This is a genomic window from Aphanizomenon sp. UHCC 0183, from assembly GCF_009712065.1.
GTDB lineage: Bacteria > Cyanobacteriota > Cyanobacteriia > Cyanobacteriales > Nostocaceae > Dolichospermum > Dolichospermum heterosporum.
Genome location: NZ_VILC01000003.1, coordinates 66,121 through 87,746, shown reverse-complemented (window position 1 = coordinate 87,746; position 21,626 = coordinate 66,121). Strand labels below are relative to the sequence as shown.

Below are 21,626 nucleotides of genomic sequence, written 5' to 3'. Positions count from 1 at the left end.
GAGACCGTAAATTCATGTCTTCAAAGGTATTTAGCACTCTTCTATAATTGCAATGTCAAAAACAGCTTTTCCTACAGGAATCATAGTTGTACTCTGCGTTACAGCCGGATTTATTCCAGTGGCTCATGCTCAAACAGCCGCGCCGATTTTTGGAGATGTGACTATTCAACATCCATTTTCTCCAGACCCCTTGACAGTCAGGGGAATGAGTGGTGGTTCAGTACAAGGAAGCAAAATAGCAGGAAAAGCAGAAACACCACCAACTGGCCCTTGTCAAGGATTTATGGATGAAGTACCAGACCATACCTTGAAACTTACCAGTAAATTTGACTATCTGAAATTAGTAGTCGAAAGTCCGGCGGACACCACCATGATTATTAAAGGACCTGGTGGAACTTGGTGCAATGATGACTTTAACGGTAAAAACCCCGGTATTGTTGGGGAATGGCTACCGGGTACTTATCAAATTTGGATTGGTTCTTACAAGGAAGATGAATCCCTACCTTATACATTGAAAATTACGGAAGGCAAGTAAATCATTAGACATCTTGTGAGAATTAAATGTGCGTGACTTGAAACCCTTGTAGAGATGTTACATGGCTAGGGATTCTCGGCTCTACAATATTTTTCGGAGATGTCTAAGTAGGTTGGCGTTAAAAATTGGTAATTTCAGTACCAGGTTTACACAAACACATTGCCAAAATTGATGTTTCCAGTCTGTATCCCAGCATTATAGCTAACCAACCTAATCCAATCATGGAAGAAGGTTGAACAGAGTGAAGAGGTTTTGGGCGATTTTACTTTTCTTCACACAGATTGGTTTTATTGTGTTCACCTACTTATTCGGCATTTAAGTTTTTAAGAATTTTCTGGGCTAAAAATTCCTTAATTTCTGTATGTCTTGGTACAGCCTCAATGACACCTGTTTGAGGATTAATCCATAAAGAATGAGAACCACCTTCTCGTTTTAGGTAACAACCTGCTTGTCTTAACTTTTTTTCTAATTCTTTACGTTTCATGGAATTAAAATAGTCTCTTCTATCGCATCTTCTGTGATTCCCCTGCGGATATCTGCCATACGATCTTCAATAATCAATTGAATAGCAAGTTTCAAGTTTTCTTTCGCTTCCTCAATGGTTTCACCTTGACCATTAGCACCAGAAATTTCTGGACAAATTGCCCAGTATCCTCCTTCCGCTGCTCTCTCAATGATGGCTGTTAACTCTGCTTTCATAGCAATTTCCACAAGAAGTCTACTATATTTTAAACGATGATTAAGTAGGTGAATGGAAAAAAACCGAAATATGTAACGAAAAGTAAAGTTGCCCAAAACCTCTTCCCTGTTCCCTTGTCATAACGAGAATTTTTAACGCCAACCTACTTAGTTACAAGATCAGCGATGACACTATCACTAGGGTGTTAATTCTGAATCCCTTATCCCATAAAACTTCATGCACAAAATGTATCGCCATATTTTTATAAGAAAGTGCCTGGAACAGATGTTTTCTGTGTAAACTACGGTAACACCAATAATTTTTCGGACAATCCCTCCAAAAATACACAGAATTAATATGCTACACTATCGCCCATCAGGAAAAATCTCTCTAAAACTCTTACCTTCGCTTCTTCGTTTCTTCGTGGTTCATTCTCCGTAACCTTTGCATTGTATTGAGCTTTAAAGCATGAATAATATAAATGAATTTGGTAGTCCTGTGCAGTCCAGCATAAAATTAGTATTAGGGATAGCAAAATATAAATTAGCCCCAAATCCTTACTGTGTCAGATTTTGGGAATATTTAACTTTTAATTTTTAATTTTTAATTGGTATTAGTATGAGAATTAGGTTAAATTTAATTAAGATTCTAGACAAACTTCATGAATCGGCCATAAGCAAACCGACGTTTTATGGCTCAAATTACAAAATGGATTTATGAACATCCGTTACAAAAGCAGTCATATTAGTATCTAGAGGCAAATTAAAGATGAAATTCTCTTGGAGAGTCGTAGCACTCTGGTCAGTGTTGGCTTTGGTAATCGGCTTTTTCTTCTGGCAAGGCGCTTTTGCAGGCGCTCCTGCGGAGACAGGTAAAAACGCTGCCAGTACCCGCATGACCTATGGGCGCTTTTTGGAATATTTGGATGCAGATCGTGTCACCAATGTAGACCTATACGATGGTGGTAGAACAGCAATTATTGAAGCTAATGACCAAGACATCGAAAACCGCACCCAACGCTGGCGGGTAGATTTGCCAGTGAATGCCCCGGAATTAATCCAAAAGCTGCGGGAGAAGCAAGTTAGTTTCGATGCTCATCCGATGCGAAACGATGGGGCAATCTGGGGACTTTTGGGTAATTTAGTTTTCCCAGTTTTATTGATTACTGGCTTGTTCTTTTTGTTCCGGCGCTCTAATAATCTTCCCGGTGGTCCTGGACAAGCAATGAATTTCGGCAAATCCCGCGCTCGTTTCCAAATGGAAGCGAAAACTGGGGTGAAGTTTGACGACGTAGCGGGAATTGAAGAAGCGAAGGAAGAATTACAAGAAGTTGTTACCTTCCTCAAGCAACCTGAGAAATTTACTGCTGTGGGCGCTCGCATTCCCAAGGGTGTACTATTGGTTGGACCTCCAGGAACTGGTAAAACTTTACTGGCAAAAGCGATCGCTGGTGAAGCTGGTGTACCTTTCTTCTCTATCTCCGGTTCGGAATTTGTGGAAATGTTTGTGGGTGTGGGTGCTTCCCGTGTCCGTGACTTGTTTAAAAAAGCCAAAGATAATGCTCCCTGTATCATCTTTATTGATGAAATTGACGCTGTGGGTCGTCAACGGGGTGCAGGTATTGGTGGTGGGAATGATGAACGGGAACAAACCCTCAACCAATTATTAACAGAAATGGATGGGTTTGAAGGCAATACTGGCATTATTATTATTGCTGCTACTAACCGTCCTGATGTCCTAGATGCTGCTTTGTTGCGTCCTGGTCGTTTCGATAGACAAGTAACTGTAGATGCACCAGACATTAAAGGTCGTTTGGAAGTATTACAAGTTCATGCTAGAAATAAGAAGTTAGATCCTAGCGTATCTTTGGAAGCGATCGCTCGCCGGACTCCTGGATTTACCGGTGCAGATTTAGCTAACCTCCTCAACGAAGCCGCGATTCTCACAGCGAGAAGACGGAAAGAAGGCATCACTTTACTAGAAATTGATGATGCTGTTGATCGGGTAGTTGCTGGTATGGAAGGTACTCCCTTGATAGACAGCAAGAGTAAGCGTCTGATTGCTTACCATGAAATCGGCCATGCTTTGGTCGGGACTTTACTTAAAGACCATGACCCCGTGCAAAAAGTGACTCTGATTCCCAGAGGACAAGCTCAGGGTTTAACTTGGTTTACACCTAATGAGGAACAAGGTCTAATTAGCCGTTCTCAGCTAAAAGCCAGAATTACCGGGGCTTTGGGTGGTCGGGCTGCTGAAGAAGTAGTTTTTGGATCAGCGGAAGTCACCACCGGTGCGGGTGGAGATCTACAGCAGTTGTCAGGAATGGCACGACAAATGGTAACTCGATTTGGAATGTCTGATTTGGGTCCTTTATCTCTGGAAAGCCAACAGGGTGAAGTGTTCCTGGGTCGTGACTGGACAACCCGTTCTGAGTATTCTGAAGCGATCGCTTGTCGTATTGATGGTCAAGTCAGAATGATTGTGGAAGAATGCTATACCAACGCTAAGAAGATCATGCGTGATCATCGTAGTCTCGCAGATCGTTTGGTTGATTTGTTGATTGAGAAAGAAACCATTAATGGCGACGAACTTCGGCAAATTGTGGCTGAGTACGCGGAAGTCCCTGATAAATCTCAGTTTGCACCCATGCTGTAAGGTTTAATTTGGAATCAAATCCCCGACTTCTTAAAGAAGTCGGGGATCTTGTAGTTTTATAATTGAATAATTGCAAGATGGTTCTTCCTCGTCTATTGGATGATAACATTTTTAAAATTGTTTGTCAATACCATAAATCTCTTTTTTTCGTGTCAACTTAGGGATAGCTTATTTGTTTGGCTGCAACATTCCCGCCCGGAACTGAAGTTCCGGTCTCAAAGCTAAAGTGCGTTAAAACGCACTCTAGTTAAATCAGATGAACTGAAAAAAATCTTAATCTAAGTAGTGAGACAGGATTAATTACACAATGCCATTGCGTAAGCGTTGCGTGGCGTTAGCCATATGGAACGAAGTGAAATGAAGCAATCGCAAGGGTTGTGATTGCTTCCCTTCGCTCGCAATGACTGTAAATATTTTTGTCCAATTACTTATATAAACGGTGTTAAGTCTAAATGCTCTTCAATTTGAGTAGCTAAAGAATCTAACATTTGCTCCCGCTGTTCTTTGTAATTCGCTACACCTGTGGGTAAAGATTTCAAACCCCGTTGTTGCCGGAGACGATTTACCCAAGCTCGTCGCCAAGGACCATTATCAAAAATTCCATGTAGATAAGTTCCCCAAACTGATTGACAACTATCTACTAACCCTAAATTAGCATCATCAAATAGAGGCTGACAGGATTTTTGATCTGCTGGGTTTTCTATGCGCGAGCGCCCTTGGTGAATTTCAAACCCAGTCACAGGTAAACCCGCTTGGGGATAATTGGAGGTAACTTGACGCTGACGGGCAGTTTTTTGACCAGTAATTACTGTTTTCATGGGTAATAAACTTAACCCTGGATATTTACCAACTTGTCCTTCCATGCCTTCTGGATCAGCTATAGATTGTCCCAACATTTGAAACCCGCCACAAATGCCTAAAACCGTGCCACCAGAAGCCGCATAGTTTTGAATTGCTTCTGCCATACCGCTTTTCTGCAAGGTAATTAAATCGGCAATGGTGGTTTTTGTTCCTGGGATAATTACTGCATCTGGATGTCCTAAACTTTGCTTAGGATGTAAATATTTTACTGTGACTGATGGTTCTGATTCCAAGGGGTCAAAATCTGTGAAATTGGCAATTCTGGGTAAACGAATCACCGCAATATTTAGTTCAGAGTTAGCTTTTGTGGGTTTGCGTTCTAGTAAATCTAGGGAGTCTTCCGCTGGGAAAACCTGTTCTAAATAGGGAATCACGCCGACAACAGGAATACCTGTGCGTTCTTCTAACCATTTAATTCCGGGTTCGAGAATTGAGCGCTGTCCTCGAAATTTGTTAATGACAACTCCTTTAATTAAGGCGCGTTCGTCTGGATCTAATAGTTCTAATGTGCCAATAATATGAGCAAATGCTCCACCTCTATCAATATCAACTACTAAAAGTGTGGGTGCATTTAGGTGTTTTGCCACCCGCATATTAGTTAGGTCTTTGTGTTTGAGATTAATTTCGGCGGGACTACCAGCACCTTCACAAACGAGGGCATCAAACTCTGTAGATAGGTATTGTAGACATTCTTTGATGGTTTGCCAACCAATCTCAAAATATTGTTCGTAATAATCTGTGGCGCTGACTTTACCTATGGCTTTACCTTTGAGGATAATTTGCGATGTCATATCCCCTTGAGGTTTCAGTAAAATTGGGTTCATTTCTACCAGGGGGGCTACTCCCGCCGCCCAAGCTTGCACTGCTTGAGCATAGCCTATTTCGCCGCCACTGGCGGTAACATAGGCGTTTAAAGCCATATTTTGACCTTTAAAGGGAGATACTCGCAACCCGCGCCGGGAAAGAATCCGACAAATAGCTGTGGTTATGAGTGATTTCCCTGCGTGGGATGTTGTTCCCACTACCATGATTGATTTCATTTTTAACTGTATTTTAGTATGTTGAGATTCAGTAGTGCATCTGTAAATAAATTGTTATTCTTTTCTAGGACTTACGCATTGACGAAATTTCTCAAATATGTGGGTGACTATTAACATGAGGCAGAGCCTCAGCGTTGGCATTCCTAGCCGGAGGCTAGGAACGAGGTAAGGAATGTGAATTAAATAAGGTGCAAAAGTAGGGTGTGTTAGCGACAGCGTAACGCACCATTCCAGGTTACATCAGAATTGCAGGTTATTAAATTTGCGTTCCTAAGCACAATTAATTTCGGCTAAAAGGGTAAACGTAACCAACGAGTCATAAAATCATTGTAGCGATCGCTCAGGGAAGGATTAGGCAATTTCTGATCTTTTAACTTGACAATCAATTGATGACCCAAGGGAGTTAGGCGAAAACTGTCTGTAATACCTTGACCATCAACTTCTCGCCGCAATACTCCCACATCAATTAACCAGGCTAAAGCGTTTTCACAGGTCAATTCTGATAAGGGTTGCTTGGTGTAATTTTGCTGAGTTCCTTTCTCCATTGCTATAGCACCGAGTTGGATACTTTGGCTAGTCATGGCTATAAACAAATTCAAGTTAAAGGGGGAACAGGTTAGCGATCGCTCCGCTCTTTCTAGGGCTTTGCTAGTATAAACTAAGGGTTTAAGGTTTGAGAAATCCACAGTAGGCATTTTTATTACTCTAAGTTGGGCTTTTTGTCAATGCTTTGAAAATAAATACCTCTTTGGCAGAATATTCGGTAAGCAAGTTATTTAAATATTGTAAATTATTGTAAAATCTTGATTGCATGAATATTTTTTGAACAGGATAAGGTGAATTATGCCTCTAACAGTTGGTACAGACGCACCTGCATTTACCACTACAGATACTAACGGCAACACAGTTTCATTGTCTGATTTTGCTGGTAAAACAGTGGTTCTCTACTTTTATCCCAAAGATGACACACCAGGTTGCACTAAACAAGCTTGCAGTTTCCGCGATGCTCAGTCAGACTATACAAGTAAAGGTATCGTCGTGTTGGGTGTGAGTGCTGATGATGAAGTAGCCCACCAAGCATTTACTTCCAAATATAGTCTGAATTTCCCTTTATTAGCTGATACCAACAAAAGCATCATCACCGCTTATGATGTTGATGGTGGTGGTTACGCCAAGCGCGTTACCTACATAATTGATGGTGATGGTAAAATCATTCATGTTGATACAGCCGTGAATACCCCCACCCACGCCAGTGATGTTTTAGCAAAACTGGGACTTTAATCATTAAGTAACTCCGTAGGGGCGCAGGGTCTGCGCCCAGTATTTCCTATTTAACGGGTAATTTACCTGATGATGGTAAAATCTGTAAAGGAAAGAGATTTTGTCCAGGGATAATGGCAGAAGTGCCTGGATTTTGTTGTAGTTGAGGTTGAAGTAGTTTCTGTTGTTCTGCCTTAAATGCGGCTATGGCTGGATCTAACTGTTGATTTTGTTGTTCCGCATTCCATTGGGTATTGCTCATTTGTAATGAGTGCATGAGACTGAGCGGGTTGAAATCTGAGCCGTTACCAGATAAGGTATTGCTATTGCGATCGCTTTCCAAAGTCCCAAAAGGTTGATTAGGATCAGCTAAGGTGGGTGATACTCCTAACAGAGAAGCGAAACTCATGCCGGCGATAGTGGCAACAATAATTTTGCGAACTGGTAAAAATGGACTTTTCATGAAATTTACCCTTATATATTTTTAAGCAAGACTGCGACGTAGTTGAGGTTGAATACTCAATAAAGCTACTAATGCAAAACCGAGTAATACTAACAACGCTACCCCAAAGGTAACATCACCCCAAAAGGCGTGCATAACGATATCATTTAATCCCCAACTGCTGTGTAAATACAAATAGCGAATGGGTTCAATTGCATAGCTGAGAGGGTTGAGGGTAGCAATAACCTGCAACCAACCGGGCATGAAAGATAAAGGCGCTAAGGCTGTGCTGGCGAATAATAATGGGAGGTTAGTTACAAAAATTACGGCGATAAGTTCAATATGTCCGGGTAATGCAAAGGCTAAACCTAAAGAAATAGCGGTGACACCTAAAGCTAGGAGAAAGACAATGAGAGCGATCGCACATAATCCTGTAATATCAGGTAAACCAGCCCCTAAAAATGCCGCTGCTGCCACAATTACCGCTGCTTGGAGTAAACTTTGGCTAATAATAAAAATAGCAGAAGCAAAAACAATTGAAAAGCGGGAGGCTAGAGGTGCAACCAGCAAGCGATTTAAAAAGCCAAATTCTCTATCAAACATCACAGGTAAGCCGGCATTTAACGCCCCAGCAAAGGCAGTAAATACTATCACACCTGCTGCTAAAAATTGTCCGTAATTTGTCGTACTACCAAACAAACCTTTGGGAGCATTTTGGAATAAAGCCCCAAACAGAACTAACCACATAACAGGCTGAATAATCCCAGCTATCAGGCTAGAGGGACGACGTTGGAGTTGAATAAATAGACGACGGGTTAAAGCAAAAGTTTCTTGAACAATTTCTGCCAAGAAATTGGAGTTTGTATTCACCACTACATTAGATGCGGTGAGTTCTTGCCAATTCATCACTGCTTTATCATTATTCATAGGGAGTGCTACCGTTAAAATGTATGTAAGAATTTAGGAGGTAGGGGCGCAGGTCCTGCGCCCAGTCAGGAGTCACCGAGTCAAAATGAAGAATATTTTTCTCTTGTGTTTTCTGTTGGCGCAAGCATTCTGAATTCGGAAAAATGTATCAATTATAAACATCTCTGTAGTTTTTAATTAGCAAAGAATATTTATAATTCTTAATACTACATTATAACCAATATCCAATAATATCTTTCGGTTAAGCTAAAATTCTAATTTGGATTTGGTGAAGACGCGGACCAGTCACAGAGATAACAGTAAATTCAAGATTGTCATAATGAAATATCTCACCTTTGTTGGGGATTTTTTGGCATTGATAGAGCAAAAATCCGCCCAAAGTTTGATATTCTCTAATTAAAGGTAAATTGAGATGTAAGATTTGATTAACTTCTTCTAAATTAATTTGCGCTTGCACCAAAAATGTCTGTTTGTCTACCATTTGAATCAGTAAATCATTGGTACTGTCAAGTCCGCCAGCATGACCAATAATTTCTGCAATAATATCTTGAATAGTTACCAGTCCCACAGTTCCCCCAAATTCATTCACCACCATCACCATAGCGGGTTTCTCTTGCTGCATCATTGGCAAAAGTTCACTTAAAAGCGTTTGTTCTGGTACAAATCGAGGTGGACGCATCCAAGGCTGGATTTGTGTTTCTGGTGTGATTTTTCCTAACGCCAAAGGTTGTGCTAGATCTTGAAAGTAAACTATACCGCGAATGTCGTCTAAAGATTCACCAATAATAGGATAGCGAGAGTGACCAGTGGTGGCTATTTCCTGAAGTAAGGTTTGAAAACTCGCAGTTATGGGGATACCAATAATGCTAGTGCGAGGAATCATGATGTCTTCAGCGGTAATATCCCCAAATTCAAAGACATTATTTAAAAGTTCTCGTTCAGCATTTTCTAAACCCGTAGATTCTCGTTCTGTAGAGATAATTAATTGTAACTCTTCCGGTGTCACAGGCGGTCGCCAACTTTGACCCGTGTATTCAATCCCAAACAATCGTAATAGCCAATGAGTTGATTGATTAAGAACCCAGATAAAGGGACTGAAAAACCGGACTATAGATTTAACAGATGGTCCCAAAAATCTAGCTAGGTGTTCTGAGTATAACATAGCCACTGATTTTGGACACAATTCTCCTAGAACAATTTGTAAGTAAGCAATAGCAAAAAAGGCAATGGGGACCGATAAAGAATGAGCGAGTAAGTAATTAATTCTCACACTTAATGGCCAAGAATCGAGCCATTTTTCTACCAATACAGCAATTGTACTTTCGCCAATCCAACCCAGTGCCAAACTAGAAAGGGTAATACCTAATTGGGCTGTAGATAGTAGTCTATCAATACTACGTTGTAATGTTTCCACTGCGATCGCTCGAATATCACCGGCTTGTACCAACTGTTGAATCCGAGTTCGTCGCACCGTCACCATTGAAAACTCCGCCGTCACAAAAAAGGCATTGATAGCAATTAGCACTAGCACGCTACACAATCGCAGTCCTGTATCTGTCCAACTTAAAGTAGAAAAAGCACTCACTGTCTAAGATAGTGTAGAATTTGACAACTGGAGCAGAAAATCCCAAATCGAATCTTAATTATCTTTCTCTACAGGAATATCAGACAATTGTAACTTGAGTTTTTGAGCCGGATAATCAGTTAAAGATAAAGATATCTGCTTGACATCATCAAGTAAAGCGGTAGGAATGCTGATTGTACCTTTAAATTCTGCACCTTTTGCGGGCAGTTCTGCGGGTAAACCTTCGGTAATTGCACTCAAAGTCCTGCCTTTATCATCAGTAATATCTAAAAAGCTATAGAGAAACCGCACAGACTCGCCACCTTTATTCTGCATATTCACTTTTAGTAGTAAATCACCACCGGAATAGCGGATAGATTTTACAGACATGGTAACACCTTCACTTTCAGCCGTTACAGGAAATCCTGGTTGAGAAGTCTCTTCGACGACGGGTGTTTCCTTTGGTTGCGGCTTGGTAACTTTAATCTCTTCTTCTTCTGATTTGTCTGGTTTATTACCCTTTTTTTCGTCGTTAATTCGTGATTTCACGGTTTCGAGAATATCTTCTTCTTTTAAGAAAGCTACACTTTCCTCCTGGGGGTTATTAGCCTTGTTGCTGTTAAGTTTAGTCACAGGACGACCATCTGGTGTAGTCACACCTTTAAGTGCCATACTCCCCAGGGTAAAGCCCAAAAAACCACTTGCAGAACCGGCACCCAACATCAGAGTTAACAAAATTAAGGTTAGTAGTACAGTAGTATTTATTTTCATTAGAAAATAGAAATTTAGATTTAGTTACTATATATGCTAATGGGGATTTTTGAATTTGGCATTCCCAATTCTAGCAAAACTTACCGCCCTACAGTCCTACAAGGAAGAAAAATCGGGAATTGTTCTTGATGATTGTTTATAGGTTGCCAAATTATGATATGATAGTGTACTGTGGTTAAAGTAAAGTCATAAAATAAATGACTAAGCTGAAATTACAAGGTTGAAATCCAAGTAAATAAGCGCCTTTGGCCGATTGGGGAGGCAACGAACTCATAATTCGTCTTCAGGCTGGTTCGATTCCAGCAGGGCGCACTTTGCAATAATTCAGGACTCACGAGTGAGTACCTGTGCAAAATTAAGTAAAAATCCCTAAACCAATCAATTTTGTAGGGGCAACCCCCCCGTAGTTGCCCCAAATACCGGGGTAGGCACGGAGGCACTACCCCTACTGTCTGGCTTTGAATTTAGGGCGTTAAGACATGAAAATCAAAAATTCCATTTCTCAAACTCTTACTCTCTGCGCCTCTGCGCCTCTGCGCCTCTGCGTGTTAGCGAAGCGGGGCGAAGCCTGATAAAGTCACACTTCCATTCACCAACGCCGAATTTAGATAGTGTATCTCATTAATCTGAAATCTGCTGTATCTTTTTAAAACTTGATCCGACTGTAAAAAATACCCTTAACAATTTCCGCAGCCGTGACGTAGAGGGCGACTATGGCCATTAGAATGAGGACAAAACTCAAAGGTAAGGCTTGAAATCCCAGGACAGAGTATAGGGAATAATTAATGTAATGATAGCGATCGCTATTGTCGCACCAAACAGGTATGGACTGGGTTTACTGTGAAAAATAGATTGACGGGTACGAATTACCAACACAATCATAGATGCAGAAATTACCGATTCCATAAACCAACCTGTCCTGAATTGTGCTGAGTCAGCGTGTAATAATAACAGCAACGCCCCAAAAGTAAGATAGTCGAATACAGAACTCAATAACCCAAACACCAACATAAACTTACTAATAAAGTGAATGTCCCATCTCCGGGGTTTGCTAACTAGTTCCGGGTCTACTCTGTCCGCTGCAATGGTCATTTCAGGAAAATCGGTAGCAGGTTAGTGAGTAAGATTTGCTTAGGTAATAGAGGCAAAAAAGGCAACATGAGAGACACACCTGCCATGCTGAACATATTCCCAAAATTGGCACTAGTACCGCAAGGCGGAAGTCAAAAGTCAAAAGTCAAAAGTCAAAATGAAGACAGTATAGGCTTTTGGAGGATTTAGAATGGTTGGTTTATTTACGCCGTTTTGTACTAGTAGCCTGCTGACTAATACTAGCAGCAACGGCGTGACTATCACCGGTGATCATTTTCAAAGTAACACCCAAATTTGCTAGATCAATAATTGTATTTTTGATATCGGATTTTGGCGGATCATATAAAGCCAAATAGCCCAAAAAAGTAAAATTAATTTCATCTTTAAGCGTGATATGATTAGTATTTATATTTCGATAGGCAACGCCCAAAGTGCGAAAACCTTGACTACCTAAATCTTCATATTTTTGCTGGATTTGCTGCCGGATTGGTTCAATATTAATTACTTTATTTTCTGCCATTTCTACCGTAGTGCAGATATCGAGAATGTTAGCAATTGCTCCTTTTGTAATTACCAAAAGATGATTATCTTGACTTAACAAAATACTTAAACGTTTGCGGTTAAAATCATAGGGAATTTCATCCAGCTTTTTATATGCAGAAATATCAAAAGATTGATGATTACGAATTGCTTCATCAATAGGATTAACATAACCTTTTTCGTGTGGGATCTGACACCCGCAGATCCCCCTAAATCCCCCTTTTCAAGGGGGACTTTGAGGAATTTAGCCCCCCTTTGTAAGGGGGGTTGGGGGGATTTCGATTAATTCTGATACTTTTGAAACATCCTCTTAATTTCCAGCAAATAAATCCTAAAAATGTTGGGTTTCCTTGCGTCAACCCAACCTACAAGTTTTAATTCAGGATTACTTAAAAGTGTTGCGAAGCTCTTCTTTCATTTTATTTGCTGGGTTACGAGATTCACTTTTTATATCATTAGTTTTTCCACCAGGTAGATACTTAGGGTTGACAATACTATTATCTATGGCTTTTTCAGTTTTAGCTTCAATATTTTTAGTTGCTCTTGAGTTGGGTTGCCACTTCGTATCTTTTATATCTTCGACTGCATTACGAACTTTACTTTCAGCTTGTTTGGCTTTGCCCATGAATTGATCTTTTTTGTTTCCTGTCACATTACCGAAAGTTTCTTGAACTTTACCTTCAATATTTTTAGTTGTGGCTTCGACTCGATTCATGGTTGTGGCAATTTGAGTCTGGGCGAGACTAACCTCAGAAGTAAAAGCCGTGAAAATTCCCAGAAATAAAACTAAACTAATGACGAGAAAAAACTTGCGAAATTGTGAAAATAGATTCATGAAATTCTCCTCATTTATAGGTTGTTAATTAATAAATACTATCGGTTATAGTTTTGGACTGGGTACGGCTGGAACAATTTTGACTACAACTTTGACGCTTCTGACACCTTTGATTTCTTTAGCAAGAGAATTAATTTTATTTAGTTGTTCTTGAGTCTGGACATTTCCAACCACGACAACTGCCCCATCTTTAGCAGCCACAGTTAATTGACTAGAGGGGATATTCGCCTCCAACTTAGAACGAACCTCACTGGCAAGATCACTATTAGCGCGGGTTGCATTCCCTCCAGTGACGTTATTGCGTTGCTCACGGGCGCGAATATCTGCGTTGAGTTGATCTCGACGAACTTGGCTAGTTGCGTCTTTTTGATTGGCTAAAATTGTTTTGTCTGTGGGAACTTCACCCGTTTTCTCGGTAGTATCTGGCGCACTGCTGCTAGTTTTGGCTTTATTGTCACAAGCAACCGTTCCCAGAAGTAAAATGCTACTGAGGACTAAAAGCGTAATTTTTCTCATATTTCCAATCCCTTTTACACACGCGAGACAACAGGATTAGCAGAACGGCTAATGGTTGGACTATTGTAAACTTCCCATTCACGCATTCCCTTGTGTTTGAAAATGGTTTCTGCTCTCAGGATTTCCGCTTCTGTGCCATCTACAATTACTAAATAATCTCCGTCAACTACATAATCGTGATACACTTGCGCCCGATGTTCAGGGATTCCTAAACCTACTAAACTACCAATTAACCCACCAACTGCCGCTCCGATAGCTCCACCGGCTATAGTAGTAGCGATCGCTGTAGCTGCTGCTCCGGCTAACATAATTGGACCAATCCCTGGAATTGCTAGAGTTCCTAACCCAATTAGTAACCCTGCCAACCCCCCAACTGCTCCTCCTGCCTCGACTCCAGTTTTCGCGCCTTCCTCTACACGAGTGGTTTCATGAGTGGTTTCATGGCCGATTTCACGGGTTTCTGTTGGTTCTTGAACTCGTGTTTCACCAATTTGGTATCGCTGATTTAAGTCTTCATCATGTTTAGCAATCACAGATACCTGATTCATGTCAAATCCGTTATCTCGCAGTTCATTCAGAGCATCTTCTACCTCTTGGTGACTAGAAAATACGCCCACTGCTCGTTTATTATTAATCAAGGTCATTTCTTTATCCTCTTAAAAAGGGAATAAGTGGCAGGTAACAAGGTAATTAAGAATTAGTTTGTAAGATCAAAAAGTCTTATTTCCCTGCCCCTGCCTGGTAGTCTGTCAACCCGAAAATGACGGGTGAAGGCAAGCAGGGGGAGAAGAGAGGCAGGGGAGGCAGGGGAGGGAAGAACAGAAGTTTTTTCCGATCATTACCCGTCAAAATAAATTTGACAGACCACTAGTTAAGTAGTGAGACAGAATTAATTACACAATGTCATTGCGTAAGCGTTGCGTGGCGTTAGCCATATGGAACGAAGTGAAATGAAGCAATCCCAAGGGTCGTGATTGCTTCCCTTCTCTCGCAATGACTGTAAATATTTTTGTCCAATTACTTAATCTACTCGATCATTTCTTTGGCTTGATCCTTCACATCTTCAACTGCGTGGCGAACTTTGGCTTCTGCTTGTTTTGCCTTGCCTTCTGCTTGAGTTTTTGGATCTCCGGTTAAATCACCTACTGCTTCTTGAACCTTACCTTCAATGTTTTTGGCAGTTGCCTTAGCTCTATTTTTCATAATCTACTCCTAATGGGAAATTTACTAACGCGAAATCTGGGTTTTATCTTCTTTCCACATTCGGATGTTCTTGGGTGTTAACATCCAATTCTTCTCGGCGCAGAGTTTCTTCCGCTTCAATAGTTTCGTGATCTACAACTTTATCAACTCTGACTTCTTCTCGTAAGAAAGCTTCTTTATGAATATCCGCAGTTTCTTCATAAAGTTCTATTCGACTCACTTCTGTCGTCCCAAAGCTGTCGCTACCTAAAGCCACCGTTTCTCCCGCAGTTGTAGGAGTGACTCGTTCAATGACAATTCTTTCTTTATCTATGGGAACTGAAACCCGCGCTTTTTCTGTTTCTGTATGTTTCCCAACAATCACTTCTCCCGTTTTGGCGCGGATTTTGTTGGCAATTAATCGTTCTTGATATAGTTTGAAAGTTTGATGATCCTGATCATTCAAGGCATATAAATTAGGTTCTTGTTGATAGTCATAGCCACTACCGTTACCTGACTTTCTTGGTGGGGCTATGGGAGGGGCTACCATAGTAGCTCCCGCAGGTCGAGAACTGGCTGTATCTACAGAACCGGAACTTTCTAAGAATGCTTCGGAACGATATACTCCTCTGACTTGTTCTTCATAGTTATAATCAATTTCTTTGTGTTCGTTAAATTCGGGTAAATTCTCTGCTTGTTGTTTGGTCATTCCCACTGTATAAATCCGTTCAGATGTATGATCAATGCGCGAACGACCAACCGGCAATAAAACTTTTTTCCCAAAAATCCACAAACCTAAATCAACAACAAAATAGCGAAAATGTCCTTGTTCATCTACTAAAATATCGCTGACTGTGCCAATTTTTTCATCTGCGGTTGCATAGACACCCATTCCTTTGATGTCTTTGCCTTCAAAACTTTCTCGATAATTCGGATCAAATTCTTTGATTTTCAAAAGAGACATACTATTTCCCTCTCCACTTTTTATGGATATTGCAGGCAACAGGTTGATAATTTTGCTCCCGTTGCACTTCCACCATCAGTTGATGTCATCAAATATCAAATTATTCTCAACATTAGAACCTGGTACAATTGGGTTACTAGTTTTTCTGTTCTGTTAGTTCTAATATGTATACATTAGTTATTTTTATGATTAAGACCGTCCATCAAAGGGTTGATTATGCTGGTATGTCAATAGACGGAGATTCTTAACTGAGTGAATATGTAGGAAAGTGCCAGATCCCCGACTTCAGATCCCCGACTTCTTCAAGAAGTCGGGGATCTGTATGATCTGTGTGGGATTAAAAGTGTATAAATTCGTTTATAGCCAAATAATTTAAAAATTCCCCTTGGGGAAAATCGCAAATAATACACTCGGTGTCAAAAAATTGCACTAAAATCACTACGGCGGTAATCTTTGGTTGTGAGGTGTGAGGTATTTTTAAGTCAGCTTGACGATAAAATTAATCCACTTCCTGCGGTCTTTAGGCTTACTGCGCTAAAAAATTAGAGAGTTAATTTATGTTTCAGTTATTAAGCCGGGTTTTGCTATGGCTCTTAATTGGTGTTGTAGCCTTTTCTTTGTTTCAAAGATTCTATCCATCAGTAACTTTTGTCGGCAGATTTCTTTTAGGATTGGTCATAGTTGTTTTAGCTTTAGCATTCCTCAATCCTAGTGAACCAGCGGTGGCTTCGTTGTGGCGATTTATCTCCTTCCCGCTCAAGCCCTTGGGTGCTTCGGTTTTAATGTTGTTTTTAGCTGCTCAAAAAATCAAAGGCGGTGGCATTGATAAACCGGGCGGTTTTTTATTAGGATGGGCGTTGACGGTTTTGCTTTTGTCCAGCACACCAGCGATCGCTTACTTCCTCGTCAGATCACCAGTTGCTACAGTTGAGGGGATGAACATCAATCGGCCAACTGCCCCATCTACTTTAGTCGCCTTTGGTCCGGCAAATCCTTATTCCACAATCTCCGATATTGGGCAAAATATCATCCCACCTATGGTAGAGATAAATTCTCCAACTGTAGCTTTCAATAGTCTGACTGCGAATATCCCTGCCTATTTACTACAAAATCCTCAAGCAATCAGCACCCGCGGATTACGGGTGGAAGACTTTGTTCCTAATGCAGAAACCCTGCAACTTACTACCCAAGTATGGGAAAGTTATCTCAATCAGATTTATGTTTTCTTGCGTGGACGTACGTAGAGGAGGTAGGGGGTAGAGGGAGTAGGGGGAGTAGGGGGGGTAGGGGGAGTGGGGGGAGTGGGGGAGTAGGGGGAGTAGGGGGAGTGGGGGAGTTGGGGGAGTGGGGGAGAAATTTCTTTCGTTCGTTCTTTCTTTCTTCTTTCTTTCTTTCTGTTGACTATTCTTACAATACCAAAAAGTTAGATAATTGTTGGCATGGCCAAATCTCACAGACTTGATAAAATCGCTGCTTATTTACGCCCCTATTGGCGCGAAACCGTCTTCGGTATTATTGCTTTATTAGTTGTCAATGGGCTGGGTGTATATATTCCTTTGTTAATTCGTTCAGGGGTAGATACTCTGTCTCGGAGTTTTAGTTTTCCCCAAATCAGCCATTATGTAGTTCTCATCGCCCTACTTAGTTCCGCTATGTGGATGATGCGAATGGCTTCTCGCATTTGGATATTTGGCGTGGGAAGACAGGTGGAATTTGACCTGAAACAGCGAATTTTTCAACACTTATTGCAATTAGAACCTGCTTATTTTACGGTTAATACTCCTGGGGATTTAATTAGTCGCGCTACCAATGATGTAGATAATATTAGACGGTTGTTAGGTTTTGCTGTATTGAGTTTGGCAAATACTTTATTCGCATATACCCTAACATTGCCCGTCATGTTGTCTCTGAATGTGGAACTGACACTGGCATCATTAGCAGTGTACCCGTTCATGTTTTTGATGGTGCATTTTTTTAGCGATCGCTTGCGTAACGAACAAACCGCCGTCCAGGAAGAACTTGCAGAAATTAGTGAACTGGTGCGGGAAGATATGAGCGGTATGGCGCTGATTAAAATTTACGCCCAAGAAGACAATGAGCGTCAAGCATTTAACCGGAAAAATGAGCAGCTATTAACCGCTAACCTCAAACTAGCTAAAACTCGCAACACCCTATTTCCCCTGATTGGTGGATTAGCAAGTCTGAGTTCTTTGATGATTATTTGGTTAGGTACAGCCAGAATATCCGCTGGAACTCTTGCAATTGGTGATTTTCTGGCTTTGCTAATTTATGTAGAGCGATTAATTTTCCCTACCGCTTTATTAGGATTCACTATTACTGCTTACCAACGGGGTGAAGTGAGTATTGATCGCTTGGAAACTATTCTCAGCGTGACTCCAAAAATTCAAGACACACCAGACGCTATCCATGTAGAACCCAGCCAACTCAAAGGGGAATTGACAGCAGTAAACTTTAGTTATACTTACCCCGGTGTAAATACCCCAGTTTTAGAACATCTGAATTTTCAGATCGCACCTGGGGAAGTAGTAGCTATTGTTGGTCCGGTTGGTTCAGGAAAATCAACCTTAGCGAATGCTGTCCCCAGATTATTGGATATTCAGCCAGGACAGTTGTTTTTAGATGGGTTGGATATTACAAAAATAGCTGTGAGTGATTTACGTGGTGCGATCGCCTACGTACCACAAGATAGCTTTTTATTCAGTACCACCGTCAAAAATAATATCCGTTATGGTGATCCCGTCTCCGCCGCAGAAGACGTAGTTTACGCCGCCAAAATGGCGCAAATTGACGCAGAAATTCAGAATTTCCCCCAACAGTATGAAACCTTAGTGGGTGAGCGAGGAATTACCCTTTCTGGTGGACAGAGACAACGCACAGCTTTAGCAAGAGCAATGTTAATTGATGCCCCCATCTTGCTGTTAGATGATGCCCTATCCAGTGTAGACAATCAAACCGCTACACAAATCCTCACAAATCTGGCTACAGGGACAAAAAGAAAAACCGTAATTTTTATTACTCACCAGCTTTCTGCTGCTGCCACATCTGACCGAATTTTGGTCATGGAACAGGGGAAAATCGTTCAAACGGGTCATCACTCAGAATTGGTAGAACAGCCTGGACTTTATCAAAATTTGTGGAATCAACATCAAGTAGAAGAACTATTACATTGAGCCAAAATGGATTAATTTTTGTAATAATTAGCAGTAGTATTAATCACCAACCAGCATAATCTAAAGATGTTTAAAAATTCACAGTTAGTAGCTTCTGAGTCCAGTAACTTATTAACATCTAAACAGCAGCGTCTTTTAGGAGCTATCGCTATTTTAGTCGTCATTAGTTTACTGACCTCAGCCGGTGGATCACCCATTGAACATAATGTTTCCAGCACATGGGAAGGTTTTATTTGGGGCATAGCCGATCCGGTGATTAGTTTAGACCGTTTTGCAGGGATTGTAGCATTAGGTTTATTTTCCGCTAGATTTACCCGTGGTAATTGGCTAAATATCACTTTTGTTATTGCTGCTATCTGTGGACAATTGATTAATTTATCTCCAGTGATCTTACCTGCGCCAGGAATAGCTATTGCTATTTGTACCATTGCATTAGGAGTAATGTTAGTTACACCAATTCCTATTCATTGGTTAGCAATAGCTTTATTAAGTGCTACTGCTGGGATATTTCAAGGTTACTCCGATGCTACATCCATCATCGGTGCAGAAACATTAACTATGATTATCTTCGTAATTAGTGTTGCCTTCACTCAAACAGTAATTATCATGAGTGCCAGAAAAATAGGTGTAAATTTTGGCATCAATGAAATTAATCAAATCTTACCTAAAATCATCCGTTTTGCTGGTTTAGTATTCTGTGCAATTGGTATCGTATTTTTGGGCTACTCAATAATTTAACGTAGGAGTTAGGGAATAGGTATTGGGATTAGCACCGCTTGGCGGAAGTTAAAGGTCAAAACTAAGAGGAATGATGACAAATTACTTTATTTATTAATAATGCTGATTATGAAACTATTGAATGAATATTTAGGAATATTACTGTGATGATTTTTCCTCAAGATTGGAGCAGGCCAGAAATGATTGCAACTGGAATAGAAACAAGAATCAGTCGCTTAGAATCTATTGTTGAACAAATTGGAGACGCTGTACTCTCGACAACTGAGACAATTGAACGTCTTGCTCACAGAGTTGATGCTCTGAGTCTACAAATAGAAGCCCAAGGAAAACAAGTACAGCAGCAAGGTTATCAGATTTTTGCTTTATGTGACGCTGTGCAAAGTTTGGCTGACTCGCAGAAGGATTCTATGGAACAAATCACTCAATTGTCACAAACCTTAGATGGACTTGTATCCTTATTGCAAAATGAATAATGATGGAAGGAGTTCAGGAGTCAGGAGTCAGGAGTATGGCTAACGCCACGCTATGCTATCAGGAGTTCAGGAGTTCAGGAGTCAGGAAGAGGGAAGAAGAAAGAAGAAAGAAGAATTTAGAAGCTGAATTAGTAAGCCTTAAATACCTTAAACCCTTAACTTTGTCACTGCGATTTTTCCAGAAAAACATATATCAACATCACTATTAGGAGTCAGTTCTCGTTTACCATATTCTCCTGTATAGTAAAAATCATCACCTTCCATTCGGTAATTAACAGGTAAAGGTTTCGTACAAGGTTGACAAAATACCACTTCTGGATCTGCTTGTTGCGGTAACAGGTGCGGTAAATTGACATTCCAAAAACATCCAGGTTCTAGAGGAAGTTCCATCAAATCCTTTAATAATGCAGATGTCCATTTAACAGCCGTATCCCAATCATAATCACGTTTACCTTGACGATATTGAGAAACAGCAATTCCGGGAATCCCGTGCATAGCAGCCTCTCTGACAGCAGCCACAGTCCCAGAAATATACGCATCAACGCCTAAATTTCCACCAGCATTAATACCAGAAATCACATACTTGATATTTGGTGCAATATGTGAAATGGCAACTCGGATACAATCAGCAGGAGTGCCGGCGATCGCATATTCAAAATCAGAACGCCGTTGCAGATTAATCGGTTGATGGGTAGTAACTTGATGTCCACAGCCTGATTGATGAGATTGAGGTGCAGCAATAATTACTGATTTATCATTTACTGCTTTCAATAAAGCTGCAATACCCGGAGCATCAATACCGTCGTCATTGGTGATAATTATCGTCATACTATGTTTTTTTAATACTTATTATATCTGTTTAGTTTGGTAATTACTAGAATTCTTCTTGGTGATTTTTCTGGTATAGTCTACAAGCTAAAGCATAAAGTTGAGTAAAGTCGCTTCATTAACCTGCTTCTAAAATTGCACCCGAATTTTATGTGCTAATTATGAGCGTTAACCCCGGTTTCGGTGGTCAAAGCTTCATTCCTAGCGTAGTTCCTAAAATCCGCAAGTTACGTCAAATGTGTGATGAACGCGGTTTAGATCCTTGGATTGAAGTTGATGGGGGACTCAAAGCTAATAATACTTGGCAAGTTTTGGAAGCTGGTGCGAATGCTATTGTAGCGGGTTCGGCTGTGTTCAATGCTCCTGATTATGCTGAGGCGATTACCAATATCCGTAACAGTAAGCGTCCTAGTCCAGAATTAGCTGCTGTTTAATTTAATACTTGTGATTAAGTAAGACTCAGATCCCCGACTTCTTTGAGAAGTCGGGGATCTATTTTTAAAGAATTGCAAAAAATGAGCTATTTGAGTTAA

At 40.7% G+C, this 21,626-nt stretch carries 23 protein-coding genes, 1 tRNA gene and 1 pseudogene; 9 read left to right on the top strand and 16 right to left on the bottom strand.

The annotated features are described in order from the left end of the window. The first annotated feature begins 52 nt into the window (after positions 1-52). On the top strand, positions 53-535 hold the full coding sequence (locus tag FJR37_RS01680; protein ID WP_174763372.1) for a hypothetical protein: 483 nt from the start codon (positions 53-55) through the stop codon (positions 533-535). A gap of 304 nt (positions 536-839) precedes the next feature. Here the strand turns inward: FJR37_RS01680 and FJR37_RS01675 are convergent, their stop codons facing one another. Further along, positions 840-1,019 carry a type II toxin-antitoxin system HicA family toxin gene (locus FJR37_RS01675; RefSeq protein ID WP_039204393.1) on the bottom strand — a complete coding sequence of 60 codons (180 nt, stop codon included), beginning with the start codon at positions 1,017-1,019 and terminating at the stop codon, positions 840-842. Further along, the gene (locus tag FJR37_RS01670) at positions 1,016-1,234 is read right to left on the bottom strand and encodes a type II toxin-antitoxin system HicB family antitoxin (protein WP_027401897.1); all 219 of its coding nucleotides are present in this window, start codon (positions 1,232-1,234) and stop codon (positions 1,016-1,018) included. Before FJR37_RS01670 ends, FJR37_RS01675 begins: the two co-directional genes overlap by 4 nt. A 748-nt stretch (positions 1,235-1,982) precedes the next feature. On the opposite strand from FJR37_RS01670, the gene ftsH2 reads away from it, so the two are divergent. Next, positions 1,983-3,869, top strand: coding sequence for an ATP-dependent zinc metalloprotease FtsH2 (gene ftsH2, locus FJR37_RS01665; RefSeq protein WP_168465120.1), 1,887 nt, complete (start codon positions 1,983-1,985; stop codon positions 3,867-3,869). A 428-nt stretch (positions 3,870-4,297) separates the two neighbouring features. Here the strand turns inward: ftsH2 and cobQ are convergent, their stop codons facing one another. Both cobQ and FJR37_RS01655 read right to left on the bottom strand, forming a co-directional pair. Then, the gene (gene cobQ / locus FJR37_RS01660; protein WP_168465119.1) at positions 4,298-5,770 is read right to left on the bottom strand and encodes a cobyric acid synthase CobQ; all 1,473 of its coding nucleotides are present in this window, start codon (positions 5,768-5,770) and stop codon (positions 4,298-4,300) included. A 290-nt stretch (positions 5,771-6,060) separates the two neighbouring features. Next, the gene (locus FJR37_RS01655) at positions 6,061-6,465 is read right to left on the bottom strand and encodes an Npun_F0494 family protein (RefSeq protein WP_168465118.1); all 405 of its coding nucleotides are present in this window, start codon (positions 6,463-6,465) and stop codon (positions 6,061-6,063) included. Between the two features lie 148 nt (positions 6,466-6,613). Here FJR37_RS01655 and FJR37_RS01650 point away from each other — a divergent pair, with 148 nt between their 5' ends. Continuing rightward, positions 6,614-7,051 carry a peroxiredoxin gene (locus FJR37_RS01650; protein WP_168465117.1) on the top strand — a complete coding sequence of 146 codons (438 nt, stop codon included), beginning with the start codon at positions 6,614-6,616 and terminating at the stop codon, positions 7,049-7,051. A gap of 46 nt (positions 7,052-7,097) precedes the next feature. Here FJR37_RS01650 and FJR37_RS01645 read toward each other — a convergent pair whose 3' ends face one another. From FJR37_RS01645 to FJR37_RS01630, 4 genes are all read right to left on the bottom strand, one after another. Beyond that, positions 7,098-7,493, bottom strand: a complete 396-nt coding sequence (locus tag FJR37_RS01645) for a hypothetical protein (protein WP_168465116.1) — start codon at positions 7,491-7,493, stop codon at positions 7,098-7,100. 21 nt (positions 7,494-7,514) lie between these two features. Continuing rightward, the gene (locus FJR37_RS01640) at positions 7,515-8,399 is read right to left on the bottom strand and encodes an ABC transporter permease (RefSeq protein ID WP_168465115.1); all 885 of its coding nucleotides are present in this window, start codon (positions 8,397-8,399) and stop codon (positions 7,515-7,517) included. A gap of 241 nt (positions 8,400-8,640) precedes the next feature. Next, on the bottom strand, positions 8,641-9,984 hold the full coding sequence (locus tag FJR37_RS01635) for a hemolysin family protein (RefSeq protein ID WP_168465114.1): 1,344 nt from the start codon (positions 9,982-9,984) through the stop codon (positions 8,641-8,643). Positions 9,985-10,038: 54 nt separating this feature from the next. Then, on the bottom strand, positions 10,039-10,734 hold the full coding sequence (locus FJR37_RS01630) for a hypothetical protein (RefSeq protein WP_039204401.1): 696 nt from the start codon (positions 10,732-10,734) through the stop codon (positions 10,039-10,041). Positions 10,735-10,973: 239 nt separating this feature from the next. Between FJR37_RS01630 and FJR37_RS01625 the strand changes: the two genes are divergently transcribed. After that, a tRNA-Ile gene (locus tag FJR37_RS01625) sits at positions 10,974-11,046 on the top strand. 426 nt (positions 11,047-11,472) lie between these two features. Here FJR37_RS01625 and FJR37_RS01620 read toward each other — a convergent pair. From FJR37_RS01620 to FJR37_RS01590, 7 genes are all read right to left on the bottom strand, one after another. Beyond that, positions 11,473-11,826 (bottom strand): cation transporting ATPase C-terminal domain-containing protein, encoded by a 354-nt coding sequence (locus FJR37_RS01620; protein WP_217355149.1) that lies wholly within the window; start codon positions 11,824-11,826, stop codon positions 11,473-11,475. A 199-nt stretch (positions 11,827-12,025) separates the two neighbouring features. Next, entirely contained in the window at positions 12,026-12,472 is a 447-nt protein-coding gene (locus tag FJR37_RS01615; protein ID WP_256366857.1) for a hypothetical protein, read from the bottom strand. A gap of 279 nt (positions 12,473-12,751) precedes the next feature. Beyond that, positions 12,752-13,201, bottom strand: a complete 450-nt coding sequence (locus tag FJR37_RS27585) for a CsbD family protein (RefSeq protein WP_039201509.1) — start codon at positions 13,199-13,201, stop codon at positions 12,752-12,754. Between the two features lie 45 nt (positions 13,202-13,246). Next, on the bottom strand, positions 13,247-13,717 hold the full coding sequence (locus FJR37_RS01605) for a BON domain-containing protein (RefSeq protein ID WP_053538304.1): 471 nt from the start codon (positions 13,715-13,717) through the stop codon (positions 13,247-13,249). A 14-nt stretch (positions 13,718-13,731) separates the two neighbouring features. Continuing rightward, positions 13,732-14,361, bottom strand: coding sequence for a signal transduction histidine kinase (STHK), LytS (locus FJR37_RS01600; RefSeq protein ID WP_168465113.1), 630 nt, complete (start codon positions 14,359-14,361; stop codon positions 13,732-13,734). Between the two features lie 382 nt (positions 14,362-14,743). After that, complete coding sequence (locus tag FJR37_RS01595) at positions 14,744-14,920, bottom strand: CsbD family protein (RefSeq protein ID WP_072033607.1); 177 nt, start codon at positions 14,918-14,920, stop codon at positions 14,744-14,746. A gap of 43 nt (positions 14,921-14,963) precedes the next feature. After that, a complete protein-coding gene (locus FJR37_RS01590) occupies positions 14,964-15,863 on the bottom strand; it encodes a DUF2382 domain-containing protein (protein ID WP_168465112.1) in 900 nt (299 codons plus the stop codon). A gap of 557 nt (positions 15,864-16,420) precedes the next feature. On the opposite strand from FJR37_RS01590, the gene FJR37_RS01585 reads away from it, so the two are divergent. The 4 genes from FJR37_RS01585 (at position 16,421) to FJR37_RS01570 (ending at position 20,265) form a co-directional block, all read left to right on the top strand. Next, positions 16,421-17,107: a hypothetical protein gene (locus tag FJR37_RS01585; RefSeq protein ID WP_168465111.1), complete on the top strand. Its 687-nt coding sequence runs from the start codon at positions 16,421-16,423 to the stop codon at positions 17,105-17,107. A gap of 195 nt (positions 17,108-17,302) precedes the next feature. Beyond that, positions 17,303-19,054 (top strand): ABC transporter ATP-binding protein, encoded by a 1,752-nt coding sequence (locus FJR37_RS01580; RefSeq protein ID WP_168465110.1) that lies wholly within the window; start codon positions 17,303-17,305, stop codon positions 19,052-19,054. A 66-nt stretch (positions 19,055-19,120) separates the two neighbouring features. After that, positions 19,121-19,792: a HupE/UreJ family protein gene (locus FJR37_RS01575; protein ID WP_168465109.1), complete on the top strand. Its 672-nt coding sequence runs from the start codon at positions 19,121-19,123 to the stop codon at positions 19,790-19,792. A gap of 179 nt (positions 19,793-19,971) precedes the next feature. Continuing rightward, entirely contained in the window at positions 19,972-20,265 is a 294-nt protein-coding gene (locus tag FJR37_RS01570) for a hypothetical protein (protein WP_172891230.1), read from the top strand. 147 nt (positions 20,266-20,412) lie between these two features. Here FJR37_RS01570 and surE read toward each other — a convergent pair whose 3' ends face one another. Next, positions 20,413-21,093 (bottom strand): 5'/3'-nucleotidase SurE, encoded by a 681-nt coding sequence (surE, locus tag FJR37_RS01565; RefSeq protein ID WP_168465108.1) that lies wholly within the window; start codon positions 21,091-21,093, stop codon positions 20,413-20,415. Between the two features lie 152 nt (positions 21,094-21,245). On the opposite strand from surE, the pseudogene FJR37_RS01560 reads away from it, so the two are divergent. Further along, positions 21,246-21,527, top strand: a pseudogene (locus tag FJR37_RS01560) (ribulose-phosphate 3-epimerase); the annotation flags it as partial. Positions 21,528-21,626: the final 99 nt, after the last annotated feature.